The 19,796-nt window shown below is 65.7% G+C and carries 22 protein-coding genes and 1 tRNA gene; 13 read left to right on the top strand and 10 right to left on the bottom strand.

Annotated features, from left to right (window positions below):
* Nucleotides 1-80: 80 nt before the first annotated feature.
* Complete coding sequence (locus tag PV646_RS09870) at nt 81-719, bottom strand: LuxR C-terminal-related transcriptional regulator (protein WP_500341122.1); 639 nt, start codon at nt 717-719, stop codon at nt 81-83.
* A gap of 278 nt (nt 720-997) precedes the next feature.
* Here PV646_RS09870 and PV646_RS09865 point away from each other — a divergent pair, with 278 nt between their 5' ends.
* Nucleotides 998-2,506 (top strand): sodium:solute symporter family protein, encoded by a 1,509-nt coding sequence (locus PV646_RS09865; RefSeq protein WP_500341121.1) that lies wholly within the window; start codon nt 998-1,000, stop codon nt 2,504-2,506.
* Here the strand turns inward: PV646_RS09865 and PV646_RS09860 are convergent.
* Nucleotides 2,466-2,828, bottom strand: a complete 363-nt coding sequence (locus PV646_RS09860; RefSeq protein ID WP_500341120.1) for a hypothetical protein — start codon at nt 2,826-2,828, stop codon at nt 2,466-2,468. The genes PV646_RS09865 and PV646_RS09860 overlap by 41 nt on opposite strands.
* A gap of 117 nt (nt 2,829-2,945) precedes the next feature.
* Between PV646_RS09860 and PV646_RS09855 the strand changes: the two genes are divergently transcribed.
* Complete coding sequence (locus tag PV646_RS09855) at nt 2,946-3,362, top strand: hypothetical protein (RefSeq protein ID WP_500341119.1); 417 nt, start codon at nt 2,946-2,948, stop codon at nt 3,360-3,362.
* Nucleotides 3,363-3,430: 68 nt separating this feature from the next.
* On the opposite strand, the gene PV646_RS09850 is transcribed toward PV646_RS09855, so the two are convergent.
* The 3 genes from PV646_RS09850 to PV646_RS09840 form a co-directional block, all read right to left on the bottom strand.
* Nucleotides 3,431-3,802: a hypothetical protein gene (locus PV646_RS09850; protein ID WP_170176301.1), complete on the bottom strand. Its 372-nt coding sequence runs from the start codon at nt 3,800-3,802 to the stop codon at nt 3,431-3,433.
* A gap of 159 nt (nt 3,803-3,961) precedes the next feature.
* Nucleotides 3,962-4,330, bottom strand: coding sequence for a roadblock/LC7 domain-containing protein (locus PV646_RS09845; protein ID WP_500341118.1), 369 nt, complete (start codon nt 4,328-4,330; stop codon nt 3,962-3,964).
* Between the two features lie 47 nt (nt 4,331-4,377).
* The gene (locus tag PV646_RS09840) at nt 4,378-5,229 is read right to left on the bottom strand and encodes a MarR family transcriptional regulator (RefSeq protein WP_500341117.1); all 852 of its coding nucleotides are present in this window, start codon (nt 5,227-5,229) and stop codon (nt 4,378-4,380) included.
* Between the two features lie 454 nt (nt 5,230-5,683).
* Between PV646_RS09840 and PV646_RS09835 the strand changes: the two genes are divergently transcribed.
* Nucleotides 5,684-6,169, top strand: coding sequence for a hypothetical protein (locus PV646_RS09835; protein WP_500341116.1), 486 nt, complete (start codon nt 5,684-5,686; stop codon nt 6,167-6,169).
* Nucleotides 6,170-6,696: 527 nt separating this feature from the next.
* On the opposite strand, the gene PV646_RS09830 is transcribed toward PV646_RS09835, so the two are convergent.
* A complete protein-coding gene (locus tag PV646_RS09830) occupies nt 6,697-7,464 on the bottom strand; it encodes a very short patch repair endonuclease (RefSeq protein WP_500341115.1) in 768 nt (255 codons plus the stop codon).
* A 6-nt stretch (nt 7,465-7,470) separates the two neighbouring features.
* Nucleotides 7,471-8,823, bottom strand: a complete 1,353-nt coding sequence (locus tag PV646_RS09825) for a DNA cytosine methyltransferase (RefSeq protein WP_500341114.1) — start codon at nt 8,821-8,823, stop codon at nt 7,471-7,473.
* An 89-nt stretch (nt 8,824-8,912) separates the two neighbouring features.
* On the opposite strand from PV646_RS09825, the gene PV646_RS09820 reads away from it, so the two are divergent.
* Together PV646_RS09820 and PV646_RS09815 are read left to right on the top strand one after the other, a co-directional pair.
* Nucleotides 8,913-9,788, top strand: coding sequence for a GIY-YIG nuclease family protein (locus tag PV646_RS09820; protein WP_500341113.1), 876 nt, complete (start codon nt 8,913-8,915; stop codon nt 9,786-9,788).
* Nucleotides 9,775-10,467, top strand: a complete 693-nt coding sequence (locus tag PV646_RS09815) for an Eco29kI family restriction endonuclease (protein ID WP_500341112.1) — start codon at nt 9,775-9,777, stop codon at nt 10,465-10,467. Before PV646_RS09820 ends, PV646_RS09815 begins: the two co-directional genes overlap by 14 nt.
* A 58-nt stretch (nt 10,468-10,525) precedes the next feature.
* On the opposite strand, the gene PV646_RS09810 is transcribed toward PV646_RS09815, so the two are convergent.
* A tRNA-Gly gene (locus PV646_RS09810) sits at nt 10,526-10,599 on the bottom strand.
* A gap of 73 nt (nt 10,600-10,672) precedes the next feature.
* Between PV646_RS09810 and dcd the strand changes: the two genes are divergently transcribed.
* Nucleotides 10,673-11,254: a dCTP deaminase gene (dcd, locus tag PV646_RS09805; RefSeq protein ID WP_500341111.1), complete on the top strand. Its 582-nt coding sequence runs from the start codon at nt 10,673-10,675 to the stop codon at nt 11,252-11,254.
* Here the strand turns inward: dcd and PV646_RS09800 are convergent.
* Nucleotides 11,251-12,231, bottom strand: coding sequence for a cation diffusion facilitator family transporter (locus PV646_RS09800; protein WP_500341110.1), 981 nt, complete (start codon nt 12,229-12,231; stop codon nt 11,251-11,253). The two genes, dcd and PV646_RS09800, sit on opposite strands and share 4 nt — an antisense overlap.
* Nucleotides 12,232-12,486: 255 nt before the next feature.
* Here PV646_RS09800 and PV646_RS09795 point away from each other — a divergent pair, with 255 nt between their 5' ends.
* From PV646_RS09795 to PV646_RS09785, 3 genes are all read left to right on the top strand, one after another.
* Nucleotides 12,487-13,038: a MarR family winged helix-turn-helix transcriptional regulator gene (locus tag PV646_RS09795; RefSeq protein WP_500341109.1), complete on the top strand. Its 552-nt coding sequence runs from the start codon at nt 12,487-12,489 to the stop codon at nt 13,036-13,038.
* Between the two features lie 159 nt (nt 13,039-13,197).
* Complete coding sequence (locus PV646_RS09790) at nt 13,198-14,451, top strand: hypothetical protein (RefSeq protein ID WP_500341108.1); 1,254 nt, start codon at nt 13,198-13,200, stop codon at nt 14,449-14,451.
* A 34-nt stretch (nt 14,452-14,485) separates the two neighbouring features.
* On the top strand, nt 14,486-14,866 hold the full coding sequence (locus PV646_RS09785) for a phage holin family protein (RefSeq protein ID WP_500341107.1): 381 nt from the start codon (nt 14,486-14,488) through the stop codon (nt 14,864-14,866).
* 56 nt (nt 14,867-14,922) lie between these two features.
* On the opposite strand, the gene PV646_RS09780 is transcribed toward PV646_RS09785, so the two are convergent.
* A complete protein-coding gene (locus tag PV646_RS09780) occupies nt 14,923-17,145 on the bottom strand; it encodes a (Fe-S)-binding protein (protein ID WP_500341106.1) in 2,223 nt (740 codons plus the stop codon).
* Between the two features lie 87 nt (nt 17,146-17,232).
* Between PV646_RS09780 and PV646_RS09775 the strand changes: the two genes are divergently transcribed.
* From PV646_RS09775 to PV646_RS09760, 4 genes are all read left to right on the top strand, one after another.
* Complete coding sequence (locus tag PV646_RS09775; RefSeq protein WP_500342350.1) at nt 17,233-17,613, top strand: DMT family transporter; 381 nt, start codon at nt 17,233-17,235, stop codon at nt 17,611-17,613.
* 8 nt (nt 17,614-17,621) lie between these two features.
* Complete coding sequence (locus PV646_RS09770; protein ID WP_500341105.1) at nt 17,622-18,200, top strand: TetR/AcrR family transcriptional regulator; 579 nt, start codon at nt 17,622-17,624, stop codon at nt 18,198-18,200.
* 4 nt (nt 18,201-18,204) lie between these two features.
* Nucleotides 18,205-18,759, top strand: a complete 555-nt coding sequence (locus tag PV646_RS09765) for a hypothetical protein (RefSeq protein ID WP_500341104.1) — start codon at nt 18,205-18,207, stop codon at nt 18,757-18,759.
* 82 nt (nt 18,760-18,841) lie between these two features.
* Nucleotides 18,842-19,684: a DUF4097 family beta strand repeat-containing protein gene (locus tag PV646_RS09760; protein ID WP_500341103.1), complete on the top strand. Its 843-nt coding sequence runs from the start codon at nt 18,842-18,844 to the stop codon at nt 19,682-19,684.
* Nucleotides 19,685-19,796: the final 112 nt, after the last annotated feature.

Raw genomic sequence — 19,796 nt, 5'->3', positions numbered from 1 at the left:
GGCACTCGGGAACCGGATGTGCGCCCGCGCGGGCGAGATGGCGGATCCGGAGGATTGAGCGCCGTTTCGGACGGCGCCACCTACTCGAGCACGGCCGGGCGGCCGATCAGCAGGCCCGAGCGGTAGGCGAGGGAGACCGCGTGCGTGCGGTCGCGGGCGCTGAGCTTGCGCAGGATGCCCTTCACGTGGGTGCGCACGGTCTCCACGGAGACGATCAGTTCCTTCGCCACCTGCTGGTTCTCCAGGCCCTCCGCGATCAGCGTGAGCACCTCGTACTCGCGCTTGGTCAGCGTCGGCCGTTCCTTCGGTCGCAGGTCGGGGTGCACGTAGCCACGTGAACGGCAGGTTTCGGCGATCACCCGCACGATCTGCTCCGGCTGGGCGCTGCGCGGCACGACGCCGCGGACACCCGCCTCCAGCACGGTCGTGACGTAGTTGGCGTGCGAGTGGGCGTCGCGGACCAGTCCGATGACGAGAAGGGTCGGGTCGCGCTCCACCAGCAGGCGGGCCAGATGGCCCACCGGGTCGAGCACGGAGTCGATGAGCAGCACGTCGGGACGCAGGCGTTCGTGCAGGCGAACGGCCGCGTGCGGATCGCCGGTAGAGCCGAGCCAGCGCAGGCCGGAAGTGCGTCTGACCAGGGCGGACAGACCTTCGCGGTAGAGCGGCACGGGATCGATCAGCGCGACGCCGGGAGCAGGCCGGCTGGACGGGAGCATCAGCACCTCCGTTCGTGCTTCCAGAGGAGTGACGGCGTTCCCTCTTCCGCGTGACGCGGAATGGGTCAGGCAATGGGATCGGGGGTGACAAGACGCCAAGACGGTTCACGTGGATGAACAAGGGTCACGAATGTGATTCAAGACCGCCCAAAGTCTTCCGCCGCGGGGCAACAGTCTCGTAAGACCTACGTCACATATCCCGTGCGGATGTGCCAGGTTCCGCCGCCATGAGGCCTGGTGCTCTCGCGGGCACACGTGTGTGCACGCAAGGAGGTCACATGGGCACCCTCGATTGGATCGTGGTTGTCGGCTATTTCTTCGTGATGGTCGGGATCGGGCTCTGGTCGCGCGGGCGAGTCCACAACATCGCCGACTTCTTCACGGCAGGCGGCAAGATGCCGTGGTGGTTGTCGGGCATCTCCCACCACATGTCGGGCTACAGCGCCGTCATGTTCGTGGCGTTCGCCTCTGAGGCGTACCGGCTCGGACTCACCGTCTACGTCTGGTGGTCGCTGACCATCGGCATCGGCGTCGGCATCGGTGCGTTCCTGTTCGCGCCGAGGTGGAACCGGTTGCGCGCGAAGCACGACGTCAAGTCACCGCTCGAGTACCTGGCCAAGCGGTACAACGTGCCCACCCAGCAGGTCATGGCCTACGCCGGCGCGCTGCTCAAGGTCGTCGACATCGCCGCCAAGTGGGCGGCCGTCTCGATCCTGCTCCGCGGTTTCGCGGGCGTCCCCATCACCTGGGGCATCATCATCATCGGCCTGGTCACGATGGTCTACTCCGTGCTCGGCGGCCTGTGGGCCGACGCGCTCACCGACTTCGGCCAGTTCATCATCCAGGCGGCCGCGGGCTTCGCGATGCTCTTCGCCGTCGCCAGCACGCTCGGCTGGGACTTCCCGGTGACGATCTGGGACAAGCTCCCGGAGAGCCACAGCGACCCGCTGGCGGGCCCCTACACGTCGACGTTCCTCATGGCGCTCTTCCTGATCAAGACGCTCGAGTACAACGGCGGCATGTGGAACCTGGCGCAGCGCTACATGGCCGCGCCGTCCGGCTTCGCGGCCAAGCGCTCCGCGCTGCTCTCGTCCGCGCTGTGGCTCGTGTGGCCGCTCGTCCTGTTCTTCCCGATGTGGGCGGCGCCGCTGATCGTGCCGGGCCTCGAGGGCGCGCAGGCGGAGAACGCCTACATCGAGATGGGCAAGCAGATGCTGCCCGCCGGCATGATCGGTCTGGTCCTGGCCGGCTTCTTCTCGCACACCATGGCCATGGTGTCGTCGGACGCGAACGTCATCGCCGCGGTAATCAACCGCGACATGCTGCCGCACCTGTGGAAGAAGGTGAAGACGTTCTCGGCGGACAACCAGTTGAAGCTGGCCCGCATCACGACGTTCGCCTTCATCGGCATAAGCATGATCATCGCGATCGCCTCGGGAGGCCAGGGCTTCGTGCTCAAGGTGGTGGTCGACCTGGTCGCCGCCACGATGGGCCCGATCGCGATCCCGTTGATGCTCGGCCTGCTGCCGTGGTTCCGCAGGATCGGCTCGACCGCGGCGATCGCCTCGGTCGTCGGCGGCCTCGGCATGTGGGCGTTCCTGTACATCGAGCAGATCAACAAGGCCGCCTGGGTCACCAAGGGCGTGCTCGTGTCGTGGCCACTGCTGCTCTCGCTGGTGCTCTACCTGTCGATCGGCTTCCTGAAGAAGGAGCCCTCCACCGAGCGGGACGTGCTGCTGGACTCGCTCAACTCCGATGAACCGGAACCGGAGAAGGTGAAGGCGTAAGCCTTTCGTTCCGCATGATCCTCGCGGCGGCGCACCCGAACAGGGTCGCCGCCGCGAGCCACACGTAGGGCATCGGCGTGCCGGTGTAGGTCTGCGCCGTGCTCGCCAGCACCACCGTCGCACCCGCGACCAGCCCGGTCGTGTGCGTGACCGGGAAGTCGCTCCTCAGCACCGTGACGACCGCGACGGGCACGAGCAGGAAGCCGTAGGCCAGCACGCGGGTCAGCAGGTTCGCGTGGTCGGTGATCTCGTACTGGAGTGCGGGGAGGGCGAGCACCGTGAGGACCACGCCCAGGGCGAGCCCTCTCGCGAGGCTCTTCACGCTTTGCCCTTGCCAGCTACGCGTCATGCGCTACAGGACGTATGTGTGGCGCATCGGTTGCCGTGGCGTGCGTCATCGTCACGAGACTCTTGTTGCTCGCGCATGCACAGTGGATGCATGGGTAAGTGGTCTCCTGCAGACGACGAGGAACTCGCCACGGGCTGGCGGCTCTGGCTGGAGCTGAGCGACCGCGTGTGGCCGGACCCGTCGTGGAACGGCACGCCGGCCGACGCCATCCGTCAGGTCCGATCGCTGCTCGCCGTGTGCGAGGAGATCCGCCTTTCCTACCTCGACGAGAACCCGCGCCCTTCCGTCGCGCTGCTGCAACTCCTGCAGTCGCTGTCGTTCGTCGCCTCGTTCGCGGTCGACCTGTGGCACGACGACACACATCCGTTGGACGTCGAGCGCGCCGAACTGCTGCACGGCGACCTGGCGTCGTTCGCCGAGCACGTGGCCGGTGTGCGCGCTGCGCTCGCACGCGGTGGCGGCTGGGTCGAGCTGGACCGCCGGCCGTGGGGCCTGCCGGTCGACTGAACTCGTTGAATGCCGAAGGCCCTCTCGGACGAGAGGGCCTTCGGCATTCAACGAGGTGTTCCTACGATCTAGACGATCAGATCGGCTTCGATTCGCTTGAGCTGGTGCCGGGCCAGCGCGAGATTCGCGTTGTCCCTCTCCAGCACCAGGTAGAGGAAGAGCGAACCCCGGTTCTTCACGCCGCCCATCAACCGGATCAGGTGGTACTGCCGGTGGAGCGTGATCAGGATGTCCTCGATGCTGTCGCTCAACCCGAGCGACTGCATCACCCGGAGTTTGGAGCGGATGACCTCGGTGTTCCCGGCCGCCGCGATCTCGAGGTTGAGCCAGTCGCCTCCGCCGCTGGTGCCGAGCGACATTCCGCTGTCGTAGTCGACCAGCGCGACACCGACAGCGCCGGAGATGGACATGGCCTCTTTCAACGCGGTATCGATGTTCATCAAACTCCACTTCCCTATGTCGTCTGGTGACCAAGGCGGCGCATCCGATTTGCCGTGCCTCGGTCGTGTGCGGATCTGCCTCCACGAGGAAGGCATCATTGACGAGAGCCATGAACCGATCGTGGACATGTGCTGCGACCAATTTCGCGCGGGGCGCGTCTACGCGGTCAGAATCGCGCCGACCCGTTCGATCACGGGCCGCGTTTCGTGTAGGAGCCGCCCGAGGTTCAGCCCCTTGTCCCCGAGCACGACCATCAGTGACAACCTGCCGATGGCGTACACGGCCATGTAGCCCTCGCTGCCGAACACCACCGTCTGACTGAGCGTGCCCAGGCCGATGACCTCGGCCGCCTGCCTCGCGATGCCGAGGTCGGCGGCGGCCAGCGCGGAGATGTGGGCGGGATCGATGTTCTTCGCCACGTCGGCGACGATGGGAATGCCGTCGGACGCGGCGATGACCGTGTCGGTCACTCCGGCGACGTTCTCGCGAAGCTTGCGCAGCTCGGCGCTCAGAGCGTCGTAGTCCAATTCACTCCCTTTCAGAATCGGAAATGTCGAACCGCTCAGGACAAACATCACACCTCCGAAGACTTCAGGGAGATTCCGAGATCCGGCCGGACTTCCGCCCGAGGGCGCAGCGCGGCCAGTCCCCAGTGCGTACATCGAAAAGACGTCGCGGGCGGGGCGATTTCGAGCAGTCCATCAGCGAGCATCAGGGCGATCTCGACGGTGACCGGGTAGAGACTCCGTCCGAGCGCGAACGCCAGGTCCCGCGCGGTCCGCCGCCCGTCGGCGAGCGCGACGATCTCCCGCCGTTGCGCGGTCGAAGCCTCGTCCGCACCATCGCCGGGCACCACGCGGTCCCGGTACGGCGACAGCGAGAACGAGGCGATCGCCTCCAGCCGGCGACCGGTGGCCGCCAGCAGCAGATCCGGCGCGACACCCTCCGCCGCAGGTAACAGCGGTGGATCGCTGCCCTCGTCGACGACGTGCTGCTCGATCTCACCGACGGCCACGGCAAAAGCCCCGTCCTGCACACCATCCATCACCAGACCTTGGAGCTCGGCCGCGCCGATGACCCCGCGCCCCACGAGCGCCGCCTGCAGCGACCGCGTCTCGACGCTCTCCACGAGAGCCGCGGTCCAGTCCTCTTCCCCGATCCGGCCGGAGCTGAGCAACAACGACTCCACTCCGGGCGAACCAGGGCTTTCCACCGAGATCACCGCGCCGTCGCGCAAATGAAACAGCCCACCCGCATTGCCCACGATGCGCAACGCTCCGGTGACTCGATCCGCATGACACTGCGCCAGGGCCTGCGCGAGGACGTCGAATGCGACTCGATTTTCGCGTCTCAGGGGTGACTCCGGGTGAATTCGAACTAACAGAGCGGGGTTGTCTTGTGTGCCGATCACTCGTTCGGGCACCACACCCGATATCGAAAGAGCGACCAACCGAGCTACTTCTTACCCGCCGACACCGCCAAGCCATGCCAAGCATCACCTGATCGAGTGAAGCATTCCAGCCCAGCGGGCCAGCATTTCATTTCCGATAAATGAATCAGTAGAGGTGGACAAGCGCAGGCCGGCGAGTCAGGTGTGACTCGCTGATTGATGTTGATAGGGACGTCAGGATGACGTTGCGATGCCTCGCGGTTCCTCGTAGAGGTTGCCGGTCGTGGCCTCGTTCGTTGCGGACGGTCGCCGTCGCCGTCACCGACGCGGGCCAGGCCCGCTCGGCACCTTCCAGGGTTGAGCTCCGCAACGGATGCAGGCACGAACGACCAGACGCCCTCGCAGGGGCCTCCTTGATGAAGAAAGAAACTCTGAACGCGGCAATGATGACAGCGGTAGTTCGGGAGCAAACTTCGCTAGAGTTGCCGTTATGGAGATGAACTTGAAGCGGGATTTACGGCTGACTACCAACGGGCAGTGGGAACCGATCAACGTTCTGGAGGGCATCGAGGACGGCGGCGATGTCAAAAGCTGGTTGAAGGAGCAAGGCTGGGAGCCGTTCCTGAAAATCGGTGATCAAGATGGGTCGCTGTACATCACCACGTGGCGGCGCCGCCACCAGGACGAAGACACGCCCACCCGGTACTTGCTGGAGGTGGGCAACGCCGTCGGGTTCTCGCCGTACTTGATGACGGAGAGCTTCGTGGACCTGATGGACCTGATGAGCCGCTGGTCTCCGGCTGTTCAGGCTGCTGCTGTCACCGACGTGATAGACGACCTGACTTCTTCTGGCCTGCGGAACCGCGGCTTGGTTGAGAAAATTGCAGCGCGCGCCGCAATCGGAGTCACCGAAACTGCTGGTGCTCTGCGAGCTGAGCGCGCAGAGCATCGGAAACATGCTCGCGTGCCGCGCTAGTGCACTTCGAGTCCAGGCCCCAGACAGGGAGAAGAGTGTGCAATAAGTGCGCTGACCTGCCTCCTGGTTGTCGCAAGCCTCGCAGTACGCCTGAACCAGCGGCACGGGCGGTAAGCGAGCCTCATCCCTTGCTGGAACTGGGGTCAAGCTTTCGAGCTGACCGCTGAGTTTTGACGCGCAGTGACTTTCTGGGGCGAACAAGAAGGATACTTGCCACGTTGTCAGCGCCCTGTGACATCAGCAAACACCTGCGACGCACCAGATCCCGCGAGCAGTAGCCTCACACAGGGGGCAAGCGGATCGGCATGGGTCATGATTGCAGATTCTGATGAGCTGGGGTCCGGAGGCGGAGCCGCCCGGCCGGGGTCTGGAGGGCTTGGCCCCCAGAAAATATCGAAGCCGGAGCGGTCTGCGTTTTCCGCAGACGCACTCCGGCTTTGGTTTCGAGCGGGTGATGGAAATCGAAACGCCTCTACCGCCTCTATAGCTTGGGAAGCTGTCGCGTTAACCGGGTTAGCGGCCCGGTTTCAGGTGCCGCGTGTATCTCTGACGAGGCACTCAACGCGGTCCGCTGCCTCTGTGACGTTCTCGTGTTCCCACACGCGGATGACCGCCCATCCCGCAGCCTGCAGGATCTTGTTGGTCTCCACGTCTCGAGACCGATTGCCGTTGATTTTTTCGCGCCAGAAGTCGGCGTTCTTCGTCGCCGGACGGTGGTGTTCGGGGCAGCCGTGCCAGAAACACCCGTCCACGAACACCGCGACGCGATCACCAGGAAACACGACGTCCGCTCGCCTACGCACCTCCGCGATCGGTCGAGCGTCGACCCGGTAGCGAAGACCGCGCTGGTGAAGCAAGCGGCGAAGCGCCATCTCCGGCCCTGTGTCCTTGGCTCGGTTGCCACGCATCGCCGCTCGGACCTCCACCGAGGAAGCCGTCGAATCGGCGGGCAGAACAGGCTTCGCCAGCAGGCCTTTCTCGTCAGCTTGTCGCCACGCCTCGGCCAAGTTCTGCCCACGAGAGGCGAACTCGACCTCGCAGACGTAGATCTCCCGCGTCTTGCCGTCCTGCGACCAGCGAAGGTAAGCCCGGATTCGGCGCGTTCTCCGGTACAAGCGCAGGCTGATCGAGGCGAGTGCCTGGCGGCCATCGTTCAATTCGACGTTCCGCCGGTACCGGCCCTTGGCGGCGCGATCCTGTTCGGCAGCTGGTGAGACGGCGCGAGCGTGCCGCTTGTACGCACGCTCAGGAGGCAATTGATCTTTCCAGTGCCACCCGTCGTTCGCCACGATCATGGTCGTTCAGCGTCCGGCCTGGTCGAGTGCCTCCGCGACGGCTTTCGCGAAGAATTCACCGAGAACGACGGGAACCGCGTTGCCCAGCTGGCGCATCTGCTCGCCGCGCGGGCCGGCCCCGAGCCACTCGTCTGGGAACGTCATCACCCTGGCGGTCTCGCGGACGGTCATGTAGCGATGGAGGTAGCGCCATCCGTCAGGTGAGTCCGCATCCTCGACCCGGTCGTCGAGCAACACCACGGACTCGCCGCCGGGAACACCGTGTACCCCTGCCTTTACGGTCTTTGCGGGACGGTCGAGCTCGTTGGGCGTGTGTCCCTTGTAGATCCGGGCACCTGGCCAGCCGATATGGTCGGCGATCTCGAACTCCTCGCCGAAGTTGAACTTCTCGTCCAACCGCCCCAGGTCGACCTTTGGCAGCGGCTGCAACTTTGTGTCGGTTCCATAGCCCTCGATGGCATCGCGAAGGGTGCGCCATGGCTGGCAGTCGTCCTCTTTGATCACCTTGGGGATCCGGCTCCGGACCTTCTCCCGCGCATGGCCTGGCACTGTGTGGTGCCTTTGCCAATAGGGGCCGTCCTCGTCACGCATCGATCGGAGCAGGGCTGCCTCTGAGAACTTCTCGGTGGTGACGTGCTTTCCGAACGCGTCGACATCAACTCCGAGGTCCGCGCGGAAAGCGACGATGACCACGCGGTTGCGGATCTGTGGGACGCCGTAGTTCGCGGCGTTGACCGGCACCATGACGACTTTGTAGTGGTCGGCATGATCGTCATCATCCGACAGCTTGTCGAGGATGCGTGTCAGGTGAGCGTTGTGGTCCTGCCACTGCACGTCGTCGTCGCGCTTCTCGAACGGAAGCCGCAACTCGTTCTGGATGTACTGGAAGTACTCGGCGAACGACGGCCTCAGTAGACCGCGCACGTTCTCGCAGATGACGACCTTCGGACGCATCTCGCGGACAGCCTTGAAGACGGCAGGGAACATGTTGCGCTTGTCCTCGTCGCCCTTGGCGACACCGCCCGCGCTGAATGGCTGACAGGGAGGACCGCCGGCCAGGACGTCGACCTTGCCCTGCAACGCGCTCAGATCGAGCTCCCGCACGTCGCCGGGGTACAAAGGCGCCGGTTGCCCGAGCTCTGGTGGCTTCGGACGCGTCTCGTCCGTGCGTTCGAGACCGTCAACTCCCAGAGTCTTTTTCGCGCTCGCCACGAGCGTCTCGCAGGCCCGCTTGTTGAACTCGTTGAACAGCAGTGGCCTGAAACCTGCTTGGTGGACGGCCATGGCGAGTCCGCCGCCGCCTGCGAACAGCTCCACGCTGGTGCGGGGCTCACTTGCTTCTTCGGCCTGCTCAACCATCCGCAAATCATACCGCGGAGTTGATGATCATGGAAAGTCGGGTCGGTCAACTGTGTCGACCGATCGTGAGATGCGTCATAGAGTGTTCGGTGATCAACTTAGGAAAGGGGGGCGATGCCGTGCCGGGGGAGGCCACATCGAGCCGGAGTGGGTTGTTCCACGGTGATTTCCGGCTGAGTATCACGAAGGCGCTCGCGGACCAGCTCGCGGCGGCGTTGAAGCGTCTCGATCATGCTCCGCTGACCGCGCGGAACCTGCTCGCGATAGATGAGCGGCCAGGTGTCTATCAGCTGTACCTCAACGATGAGTTCGTCTACGTCGGCAAGGCGGACGCTTCCCTTCGGGCGCGCCTGTCAGACCATTTTCGCAAGCTCGGCGGCCGTCAGAACATCAGCCTGGCTGACGTCGGCTTCTCCTGCCTCTACGTCGATGAGGACTTTTCCGCCCTGGCGCCCGAGCGTCTGCTCATTAATTACTACAAAGGTGAGGGTGGAATTCCGTGGAACAACAATGGGTTCGGCAACAAGGATCCTGGACGCAAGCGGGACACCACCGAGATCAAGAGGAATCATTTCGACCTCAAGTTCCCAATTGATCTGAGTCAACCGCTCTCCGGTCTCAACAACCGGTCGCTCACGCTGAGCTCCTTTCTCAAGGTGCTCAAGAGCAAGCTCCCCTACAACTTCCGCTACGCGGAGCCGCCAGGCGCGGCGTCAATCGGGTTGTCGATGCCGGACGGCGAAATGTCCGCTGTTCAGGCGTTTCGTCTGGCATCTGAGCGGTTGCCGGCTGACTGGCAGATCGTCGCACTGATGGGTTATGTCATCATGTACGGCGACTCGCCGACCGAGTACAAAAGCGCTTGGCGCTATTTCAGGCACGGCTCCGTCGTGGAAGCGCAGCCAGAGGTGTCTGCCGAAGAAATGATCGAAGACGAGAATGATCTTTTCAGTGTCGACGAGTGATCGCAAGCGCGGCCGTCAGTCGAAGCGGGATGCGGAGTCGGTCAACTATGTTCCAGCCTCGTTTGACCCGTTGTCGACCGAGCAGATCTCGACCACCATCTGCGAGCGCTTCGAACGGCAGCCATTGGTTGCTATGGGTAGCGATCTGCCGCAGTTCGAGGGGGCGGGGCTTTATGCCATCTACTACCGGGGTGAAGGCATTGAATTCTACCGTCCGCTCAGCAATTTGCAGATCCCGGTTTACGTCGGCCGCGCCCGTTCGATCGCCGGTAGGACGAACAAGGTGAATCCGAAGCGCCTCTTCGGCCGGCTGCGCGATCATCGCGAGTCGATCATCGGAGGAAATCTCCCGGTCGCCGAGTTCCGCTTCCGGGCTTTGTTGATGCCGGATGTGCACATCGACCTGGGAGAGAATGGGTTGGTCAATGGGTATCGACCGGTTTGGAACGTGCTGCTCACGGGGTTCGGTGGCCGGGAGCAGGGACAGCGCACGAGGCAGGCCACGAAGACGAAGTGGGACACCGTGCACGCTGGGCGCAAGCGCACCGACGGTGGCACGACACACGACGCATCGATCTTGATCGAGGAGATGCGAGCGCATATTGAGAAGCAAGTCGCGGACTACGACGACCTGCCCTGGCCTCACCCCGGCGGTCGTGAGCGGCTGATCAATCCCTGACGAGGCGGTATTGCTCCAAGAAGAAGGCCCCGACCAGCACTGGTCGGGGCCTTCTTCTTGGAGCGGGTGACGGGAATCGAACCCGCCTCTACAGCTTGGGAAGCTGTCGTTCTACCAATGAACTACACCCGCGTGAGCAAGCTCGTCGCCGATCATACACAGAGCGGACACCAGCGGTGCCAGGGTCTTCGGTTAGCCTGTCCGGGTGCTGCTGAGTGACCAGGATCTGCGCAAAGAGGTCGAGTCCGGCCGTCTCGCCCTCGACCCCTTCGACGTCGAGATGCTCCAGCCGTCGAGCATCGACGTGCGGCTGGACCGGTTCTTCCGGGTCTTCAACAACACCAAGTACACGCACATCGACCCCTCGCAGCAGCAGGACGAGCTGACGAGTCTGGTCGAGACGCCCGCGGGTGAGCAGTTCGTGCTGCACCCCGGTGAGTTCGTGCTCGGCAGCACCTACGAGATGGTGACGCTGCCGGACGACCTGGCCGGGCGGCTCGAGGGCAAGTCCAGCCTCGGGCGGCTCGGGTTGCTGACGCACTCCACGGCGGGCTTCATCGATCCCGGCTTCTCCGGTCACATCACGCTGGAGCTGTCGAACGTCGCGAACCTGCCGATCACGTTGCACCCCGGCATGAAGATCGGGCAGCTGTGCCTGTTCAAGCTGTCGAGCCCGGCGGAGCACCCGTACGGCTCGGCGCAGGCCGGCAGCCGGTACCAGGGTCAGCGCGGCCCCACGCCGAGCCGTGCCTACCTCAACTTCCACCAGACCGACACGCGTCGCTAGCTCAGGTCGCCGTAGCGCTCCAGCACGCGGCGCCGCAGGTCGGGATCGGTGCGCGGCACCGGTTCGAGGAAGATCTCGTCCAGGTCGGGGAACTCGGTGCGCAGCTCCGCGGAGATGCGCACGCACGCGTCTTCCAACTGGTGCGCGGTCAGGGCGTCGTCGAAGTCGAGGCGGGCGCAGAGCAGCACGCGGTCGGTGCCGATGAGCATCGTCAGCACGTCGACGACGGCGTCGACCTCGGGCAGTTCGGCTAGCCGGCGCCAGATCGCCTTCACCATCACCGGGTCTGCCTGGCGGCCGATCAACAGGCCCCGGTTGGTGCGGGCCAGCACGTACGCGACCGACGCCAGCAGTGCGCCGATCGCCAGGGATGCGAGGCCGTCCCACAGAGACGAGCCGGTCAGCTGGTGCAGGCCGAGGCCCGCGAAGGCGAGGACCAGGCCCACCAGGGCGGCCGAGTCCTCCAGGAACACCGTCTTCACGGTCGGGTCGTCGGAGACGCGCAGGAAGTCCCAGAAGCCGCGGCCGTGAGCGGCCGACTCGGAACGTACCTGCCGGAACGCCTGCGTCCACGAGATCGACTCGAGCGCGAACGCGAGGCCGAGCACGATGTAGCCGACGAGCGGGCGGGTCTGCGCTTCCGGCTCGCCGAAGACCGTGCGGAAACCCTCGTAGAACGCGAACATCGCGCCCGAGGCGAAGATCGAGACCGCCGCGAGGAGCGACCAGAAGTAGCGCTCCTTGCCGTAGCCGAACGGGTGCCGGCGGTCGGCCGGGCGGTCCGAGCGGCGCAGTGCGGTCAGCAGGAGTGCCTCGGTGAACGTGTCGGCCACCGAGTGCGCGGCCTCGGAGAGAATCGCGGCTGAACCGGTCAAAACGCCCGCAATGGCCTTCATGACCGCAATCGCCAGATTCACCAGCAGAGCCAGTACGACGGTGAGGCTGCTTTCGCCTGAACCCTGCGGCTTCTCGCTCATGGGTGATCACCCTAGGCCTCCTGACCTGCCCGCACCCGTTGCGCGCGACGGGAATCAGGTGGCGGCGAAGCAGGTGTGAGCGCTACTGCATTCGAGTGACATTCCACCGCGGGGGCAACATCCGGCGCACCTGGGGTGTCTTACATGCGGGATCTGCACCGGGGGGAACGCTGATCACCAGGGGGTAAGACGGAACGGCCCGCGTCCGGGAGAGACGCGGGCCGTTCTGCATGCGGGCGCAACTACCATTGCGGGATGGGCAACCGTGGTGCGGACGACACCGATGCCGAGGTCGAGTCGTGGAGGGCCATGGTTCCGGCGATCGATCCGGTGGTCGAGGGCGTGGTCGACCGGGTGCACCAGATCAGCAAGTACCTCGACTTCCTCGCCACGGAGATCGCCGCGCCGCACGGCCTGAACCGCGCCGACTACGAGATCCTGGCGCGTCTGTTCTGGATCGGGCCGCCCCACCGGCTCACCCCCAAGCAGCTCGCGAACGGCACGCTGAGCCCGGCCACCACCATCACGAGCCGGCTCGACCGGCTGGAGAAGGCGGGTCTGGTGGTCCGCGAACTCGACCCCGCCGACCGCCGGTCGTTGCCCGCGACGCTGACCGACGCCGGCCGCGAGATCTTCCTGCAGATCGTCGCGGGCCAGGCGGAACGGGAGCGCGACCTCCTCACCGCGTTGCCGGGCGGCGACCTGGAGCACCTGCGTGACCTGCTGCGCCAGGTGATGGAGGTGCTGTCCGGCGAGCTCGGGCCCGCCCGTCGTCGCACGAGGCTCGCACTCGACAGCAAGGAGTAATTGCTACGAACTCGTACTATCCGATATCGTGCTAACTGGCACGAGAGGGAGGGGTGCGAGATGGGTGGCTATCCGCTGTCGGAGTGACCTGGAACATGCAACGCCGACCCCCGGCGTTTCGATGTCCTAAGTGGAGCAATTCGGACGCTGGGGGAAACAGTGCGCAACACCTTCGCAGTCGCGACGACGGCTGCCCTCGTGCTGACCGCGACGGGCGCTCCCGCCCTCGCGCAGGACGAGACGATCAGCATCACCGGTCGGGTCTTCCTCGACCACAACGGCAACAACACCTTCGACGAGGGTGATGGTGTGCGGGTCGGCGGGCCCGGTGTCCGGGTCACCGGCGAGGACGGTTTCACGATCGATCTCCCGGTCGGCCCCAGCGGCATGTACAGGGTCCAGAAGCTGCGCAAGTCCACGTACAAGGTGGAGACCCTCGACCTCGTCAACTACACGAGCGCCAAGAGCTCTTACACGACCTCGGAGACGGTGACCGCCGGCGACTTCGCACTCGCCGGCCAGGTCGTGAAGGGCGTCGCGTACGTCGACGCCAACGGTGACGGCACCAAGCAGGCGGGCGAGCAGCCCATCACCGAGGGGCTCAGGGTCACGGGCAACGCCAAGGACGGTTCCCCGACCGACGTCACCAGGACCGCGGGTGCGGACGGCGCGTACCGGATCGACCTGCCGCTCGGCGACTACACGCTCACGGCGCCGCTGCTCAACAGCGAGGGCCTGGTCCTCGGCAAGCCCAACGCCGCCACCGACATCGACTGGGCGACCGGCACCCGCAAGCTGACCGGTCAGACCGAGCAGGTCGACCTGCGCTACATCACCGCGGCGGCGAACATCACCGTCAAGGGCTCGCTCATCCCGGCCAAGGACACCTACCTGGTCGGCGAGGAGATCACCGCGAAGGTGCGGCTCGTCAACACCGGCAACGCGCCCGTCATGCCGACGATCGGACTGGGCCAGTTCCACGCGAAGGTGTTGCGGCACAGCGACACCCTCGAAGCCGAGACCAGCACCCAGTTCGAGCTCAAGCACAGGATCGTTCCCGGTGCGACGGAAGAGATCGAGCTGACGTTCGCGCCCGCGGGCACCGTCTTCACCAGCTTGCAGCTGGTCGTGTTCAACCCGATGCGCGGGTTGAACGACGTCGACACCAGCGACAACTTCCTGCAGTTGCCCGTGAAGGTCGTGGAGAAGGGCGCGGAGACCACCGCGCCGACCACGTCGACCACCACTGCCGCCGCACCGACCACCACGACCACGCAGGCCGTGGCCAAGGCGGGCAACAAGACGGGTCTCGCGTCGACGGGCGCCTCGCCGCTGGGCTTCCTGGCACTCGGCACGTTGCTGCTCGCGGCGGGAACGGGCGCGTTCTTCATGGCGCGCCGCCGCCGGTCCTGACCACATAGGACCCGCCACGGCTAGTCTGCGCGGCATGGGCATCTTGGTGCATGTGCTGCTGACTGCCGTGGCGGTCTGGGTGTCGACCGCCCTCCCCGGCATCGACCTCGGGGAGGGCTCCACCGGGTCGAGGATCCTCACGCTGATCGGCGTCGCGGTGATCTTCGGCCTGGTGAACGCGGTCGTGAAGCCGCTCGTGAAGTTCTTCGGCTGCCTGTTCTACCTGGTCACGCTCGGCCTCATCGGGCTCGTGGTGAACGCGCTGCTGTTCATGCTCACCGGCTGGCTCGCGGAGCAGTTCGACCTGCCGTTCCGCGTCGACGGCTTCTGGCCCGCCTTCTGGGGCGCGATCATCGTCGCCCTGACCGGCTGGGTGCTGAACGTGGTCTACGACAAGATCACCGACAACGACTGAGCAAGAACGAAGAAAGGCCCTCGGTCCGTGCGGACCGAGGGCCTTTCTCATGTGCTTCAGACGCTTGCGTCTTCCTCCACGACCGGGGTCGGCTGACCACGCCTCACCGACTCCAGCAGCATCTGCGCCACGTCCACGACCTCGACGTGCGCACCGGCCTGGCCGTCGGCCTGACGCGCGGTCACACCGTCGGTCAGCATCACGCGGCAGAACGGGCAGCCCGTCGCGATCTTCGACGGCGCGGTGGACAACGCCTCGTCCACGCGGTCGACGTTGATGCGCTTGCCGATCCGCTCCTCCATCCACATGCGAGCGCCACCGGCACCACAGCACATGGAGCGTTCCTCGTGCCGCGGCATCTCGCGCAGCGTCGCGCCCGACGCCCCGATGAGCTCACGCGGTGCTTCGTAGACCTTGTTGTGACGGCCCAAGTAACACGGGTCGTGGTACGTGACGTCCTCGGTGACCGGCGCGACCGGCACCAGACGGCGCTCGCGCACCAGCTTGTTCAGCAGCTGCGTGTGGTGCACGACCTCGTACGTGCCACCGACCTGCGGGTACTCGTTGGCCAGCGTGTTGAAGCAGTGCGCACACGTGACGACGATCTTGCGCTGACCGGCGGGCCGGTCCTCGAACACCGAGTTGAGCACCTCGACGTTCTGCTGCGCGAGCATCTGGAACAGGAACTCGTTGCCGGCGCGGCGGGCCGGGTCACCGGTGCAGGTCTCCTCCGGGCCGAGCACCGTGTACTTCACGTCCGCGGTGTGCAGCAGTTCGGCGACGGCGCGCGTCGTCTTCTTCGCGCGGTCCTCGAACGCACCGGCGCAGCCGACCCAGAACAGGTACTCCGCGTCGCCCAGTTCGCCGTCGAACACCGGCACCTCGAACTCGAGGCCCTCGGTCCACGCCAGGCGGTCCTTGGAGTTCTGGCCCCACGGGTTGCCCTTGTTCTCCAGGTTCTTGAACATCCCGCCGAGCTCGGTCGGGAAGTTCGACTCGATCAGCACCTGGTAGCGGCGCATGTCGACGATGTGGTCGACGTGCTCGATGTCCACCGGGCACTGTTCGACGCACGCGCCGCAGGTCGTGCAGGACCACAGCACCTCGGGGTCGATGACACCCAGTTCGTCCGGGCCGCCGATCAGCGGGCGCTCGGCCTCGGCCATCGCCAGCACGTCGATGGACTCGAGACGCTTCTTGTAGTCCTCGTACTTGTCCTCGGTGATGCCGACCTCGTCGCCGCCCATGTCCTTCGAGCCGCCGGCCAGCAGGTACGGCGCCTTGGCGTACATGTGGTCGCGCAGCTGCGTGATGACCAGCTTGGGGGACAACGGCTTGCCGGTGTTCCAGGCGGGGCACTGGGACTGGCAACGGCCGCACTCGGTGCAGGTGGAGAAGTCGAGGACGCCCTTCCAGGTGAAGTCCTCGACCTTGCCGACGCCGAACACGTCCTTGTCCGGGTCGGCCTCCTCCAGGTCCAGGACCTTGCCGCCGGACATCATCGGCTTCAGCGCGCCCAGGGCGACGCCACCGTCGTCCTCGCGCTTGAAGTAGATGTTGAAGAACGCCGAGAACCGGTGCCAGGCAACGCCCATCGTCAGGTTCCGGCCGACGACGATCAGCCAGATCATGCCGCTCAGCAGCTTGACCAGCGCCATCACGGACACCCAGATGGGCGCGGACGGCAGGATCTGCGCGAGCGGCTGCGTGACGAACGACGTCCACAGCGGAGCGACCTCGAGACCGCTCGACTGCTTGAACGCCTTGACCAGCAGGATGCCGACGCCCTCGATGATGACGACGGCCTCGACGAAGTACGCGGACTTGAAGTCCGAACCCTGGAAGCGGGAGAGCCGGTCGGCGCGGCGCGGGTGGTTGCGCTGGCGGATCACGGCCAGGGCCACACCACCGACGACGGTGCCGACGCCCAGCAGTTCGACCAGCAGCAGCCAGATCGACCACGTGCCGATGATCGGCCAGTGGAAGTGCGGGTCGAACACCTCGCCGTACGCTTCGAACAGCACCGCGGAGCCGATGAGGAAGCCCCACATCACCATCCAGTGCCACGGGGCCACCGAACGGAACTTCGCCATTCTGGTGTGCGCGACGAACTCGACGATCATCGTCTTCATGCGCGGCACGAACGGCCCGAAGCGGGTGCCGTCCGGCTGGCCGAGCCGAATGATCTTGATCTGCTTCAGCACGGCGGCGACGAACACGCCCCAGGCGACGACGCTCACCGCCACGGCGACGAGTCCGAGAACCAGCTGGAGGGTCATGGCGGGATTCTAGGCCACGTTACTGATGGGTAACCACTTGGACGTGGCCGGTGTCTCCCGGAGTACCGGTCAAGTACCCATAAGTTGATCAAAAACTTATGGAACACTTGTTCAGGTAGTAGGTCCAAACCTCCGGAGGCCGCCGTGTTGTACCTGTATCTCGCCGCGGCGATCGTGGCGGAGATCGCCGCCACCGTCTCGCTGAAGCTGTCTGAGGGTTTCACCAGACTCTGGCCGTCCGTGATCGTCGTCCTCGGGTACGCCATCGCCTTCACCGCGCTTTCGCGCGCGTTGAAGTTGGGTATGCCCGTGGGCGTCGCCTACGCCGTATGGTCCGCTATCGGCGTTGCATCCGTGGCGATCATCGGTTGGAAGTTCCTGGGCGAGACCCTCAACCCCACGATGGTCATCGGGCTGGTCCTGATCATCGGCGGCGTGGTGACGCTCGAACTCGGGAGGACGCACTGACCGCGGCAGTGGAGTTGCAGAAGGTGGACGGGCGCAAGGCGCGCGGCGAGAAGAAGCGCCGCGCCATCGTCGAGGCCACCCTGCGCGTGATCGAACGCGAGGGCGTCGCGGGCGTGACGCACCGCAGCGTCGCCCGTGAGGCCGGCGTGCCGACGACGGCACCCACCTACTACTTCGCGACGCTCGACGACCTGCTGATCGCCACGCTCGTGTGGTCGGCGGAAGAGCTGTGCGACGACATGCTGAAGATCGTCGCGAGCGGCGGCACCGCACGGGAGATCGCGCAGAGCCTGGCCAGGGCCGTGAACGAGAACCGCTGCCGCACGCTCGCCGAGTACGAGCTCTACCTGCTGGCAGGCAGGCGCCCCGAGCTCAAGCCCGCCGCGCGCCGGTGGCTCGACCTCGCGGTGGAGGTGGTGCAGCCGGCGGACCCCGTCGCGTTCCGCGCGTTCCTCGCGGCCATCGACGGGCTGCTGATGCAGGGCCTGATCGCCGACGTTGCTCCGAACGAGGACGAGCTGGAGCCAATCGTGTCCTTCTTGATCCGCGGCCGCGACGAATTCACGGCCGCTCCGCGGGAAGAATGAGGTCATGAAGTTCGCGCGAGAGGTGTCCGGCATCAGCCACGGGGTCAGCCTGGGCCTCCTCGCCGCGCTCTACGTGCGGGATTCGCTGGCGTTGTCGGTGGACGTCGAACCGCACGTCCCGGGCCTGGACCCGTCCCTGCCCGTGCAGGTGCCGCTGGGCACCGACCGCGCCGTCGTGACCGCCGAGTGGCCCGGCTGGTGGGCCGACGCGCTGGACGCGTGCAGGCGCGGCGTCGAGCCCGCGACCCCGGAGGACGCCGAGGCGTTGCTGACCCGTCCCGCCAGCCGTGCCGTCGTGCTCGCGCTGAAGTCCGGCATCGAGCAGTTGCACCAGGTGCAGAGCCCCGCCGCGTTACCGATAGGGGACGTGCTGCGCGGCATCGAGTCGCGCATCGGCCGGTGGGCGCAGAGCGTGGAGCTGCACATCGCCGAGGTGCCGGTCGACGGCCTGCTGTGGGAACGCATCGCGCCCGCGCACGTGCTGGCGTCCACGCGCTTCCTGAACGACCCGGCACGCACCGCACCGGCTTTGCGGTCCGTGCTCGAAGACCTGGTCTGAGTACTGGGTAGGGACAGCCCCACCCCGCCTTCGGGGGCTTGCAACCGTGTAGCTGAGCGCCGTCGCCTCTAGTTTTGTGTCCATGATGAGGACGGCGCTGGTGGCGTTGGTGGCGGGGGCGGTGCTCACAGTGTCGACCGGCTGTGGCATCCGCATCATGAAGTACGAGTTCCAGGACGACCACGTCGTCGGGGAGACCTTCACCTCGGTGAAGGTGCGCAGCGACAACGACTCGGGGAACGTGACGATCCGGTACCAGCAGGGGCTGGCCGAGACGAAGATCCACCGCAAGGTCGAGCACACCAAGGACAACAGGCCCTCGGGTGTCGCTCACCGCATCGAGGGCGACACGCTGGTGCTCGACGGCTGCGGCCGGAACTGCGAGATCGACTACGAGGTCGTGGTCCCGTCCGCGAAGATCTCCGTGGTCGGTGACATCGGGTCGGGGGACGCGGTCTTCGAGGGCATGGCAGCGGTCGAGTTCAAGACCGGCTCCGGCAGGGTCGTCACCCGCGACATCGCGGGGGACGTCAAGGTGAGGACCGGATCCGGTGAATTCGAGGCCACCAGGGTCGGCGGTGCCGTGACGGCCGACGTGGGGTCCGGCCGGATCGTGCTGGACGCGATCAAGGGCAAGGCGCTGCTCGTCGCGGGTTCCGGGGACATCGACGGCACCTCGATGGAGAACGAGGTGATCGCGAACGCCGACTCCGGGCGGATCACGCTCATGTTCTCGGCGGCGAAACAGGTGCGGGCGATCACGGGGTCGGGAGACATCACCATCCGGATGCCAGGGGGGCCGTTCAAGATCGTCGGTTCGGCGGACAGCGGGGAGCGCGGGATCCACGTCCCGACCGATCCCAACGCGTCGATCGAGCTCAACCTCAACGCGGGCTCGGGGGACATCCGGGTGCTCGCGGCCTGAGGTTGACCAGGGGGACTGTGTCGAGGGCCACTCCACAAGGGGTGGCCCTCGTCGCGTTGTGAGGGAACAAGCAGACTTTCCCGGCCGTTGAGCCAGTCAGAAAGCTTGAGTC

The sequence above is a fragment of the Streptomyces sp. ID05-26A genome (assembly GCF_033794685.1).
Taxonomy (GTDB): Bacteria; Actinomycetota; Actinomycetes; order Mycobacteriales; family Pseudonocardiaceae; genus Lentzea.
Note: the sequence above shows the minus strand (reverse complement) of the source record. Positions and strands in the feature narration are given on the sequence as shown.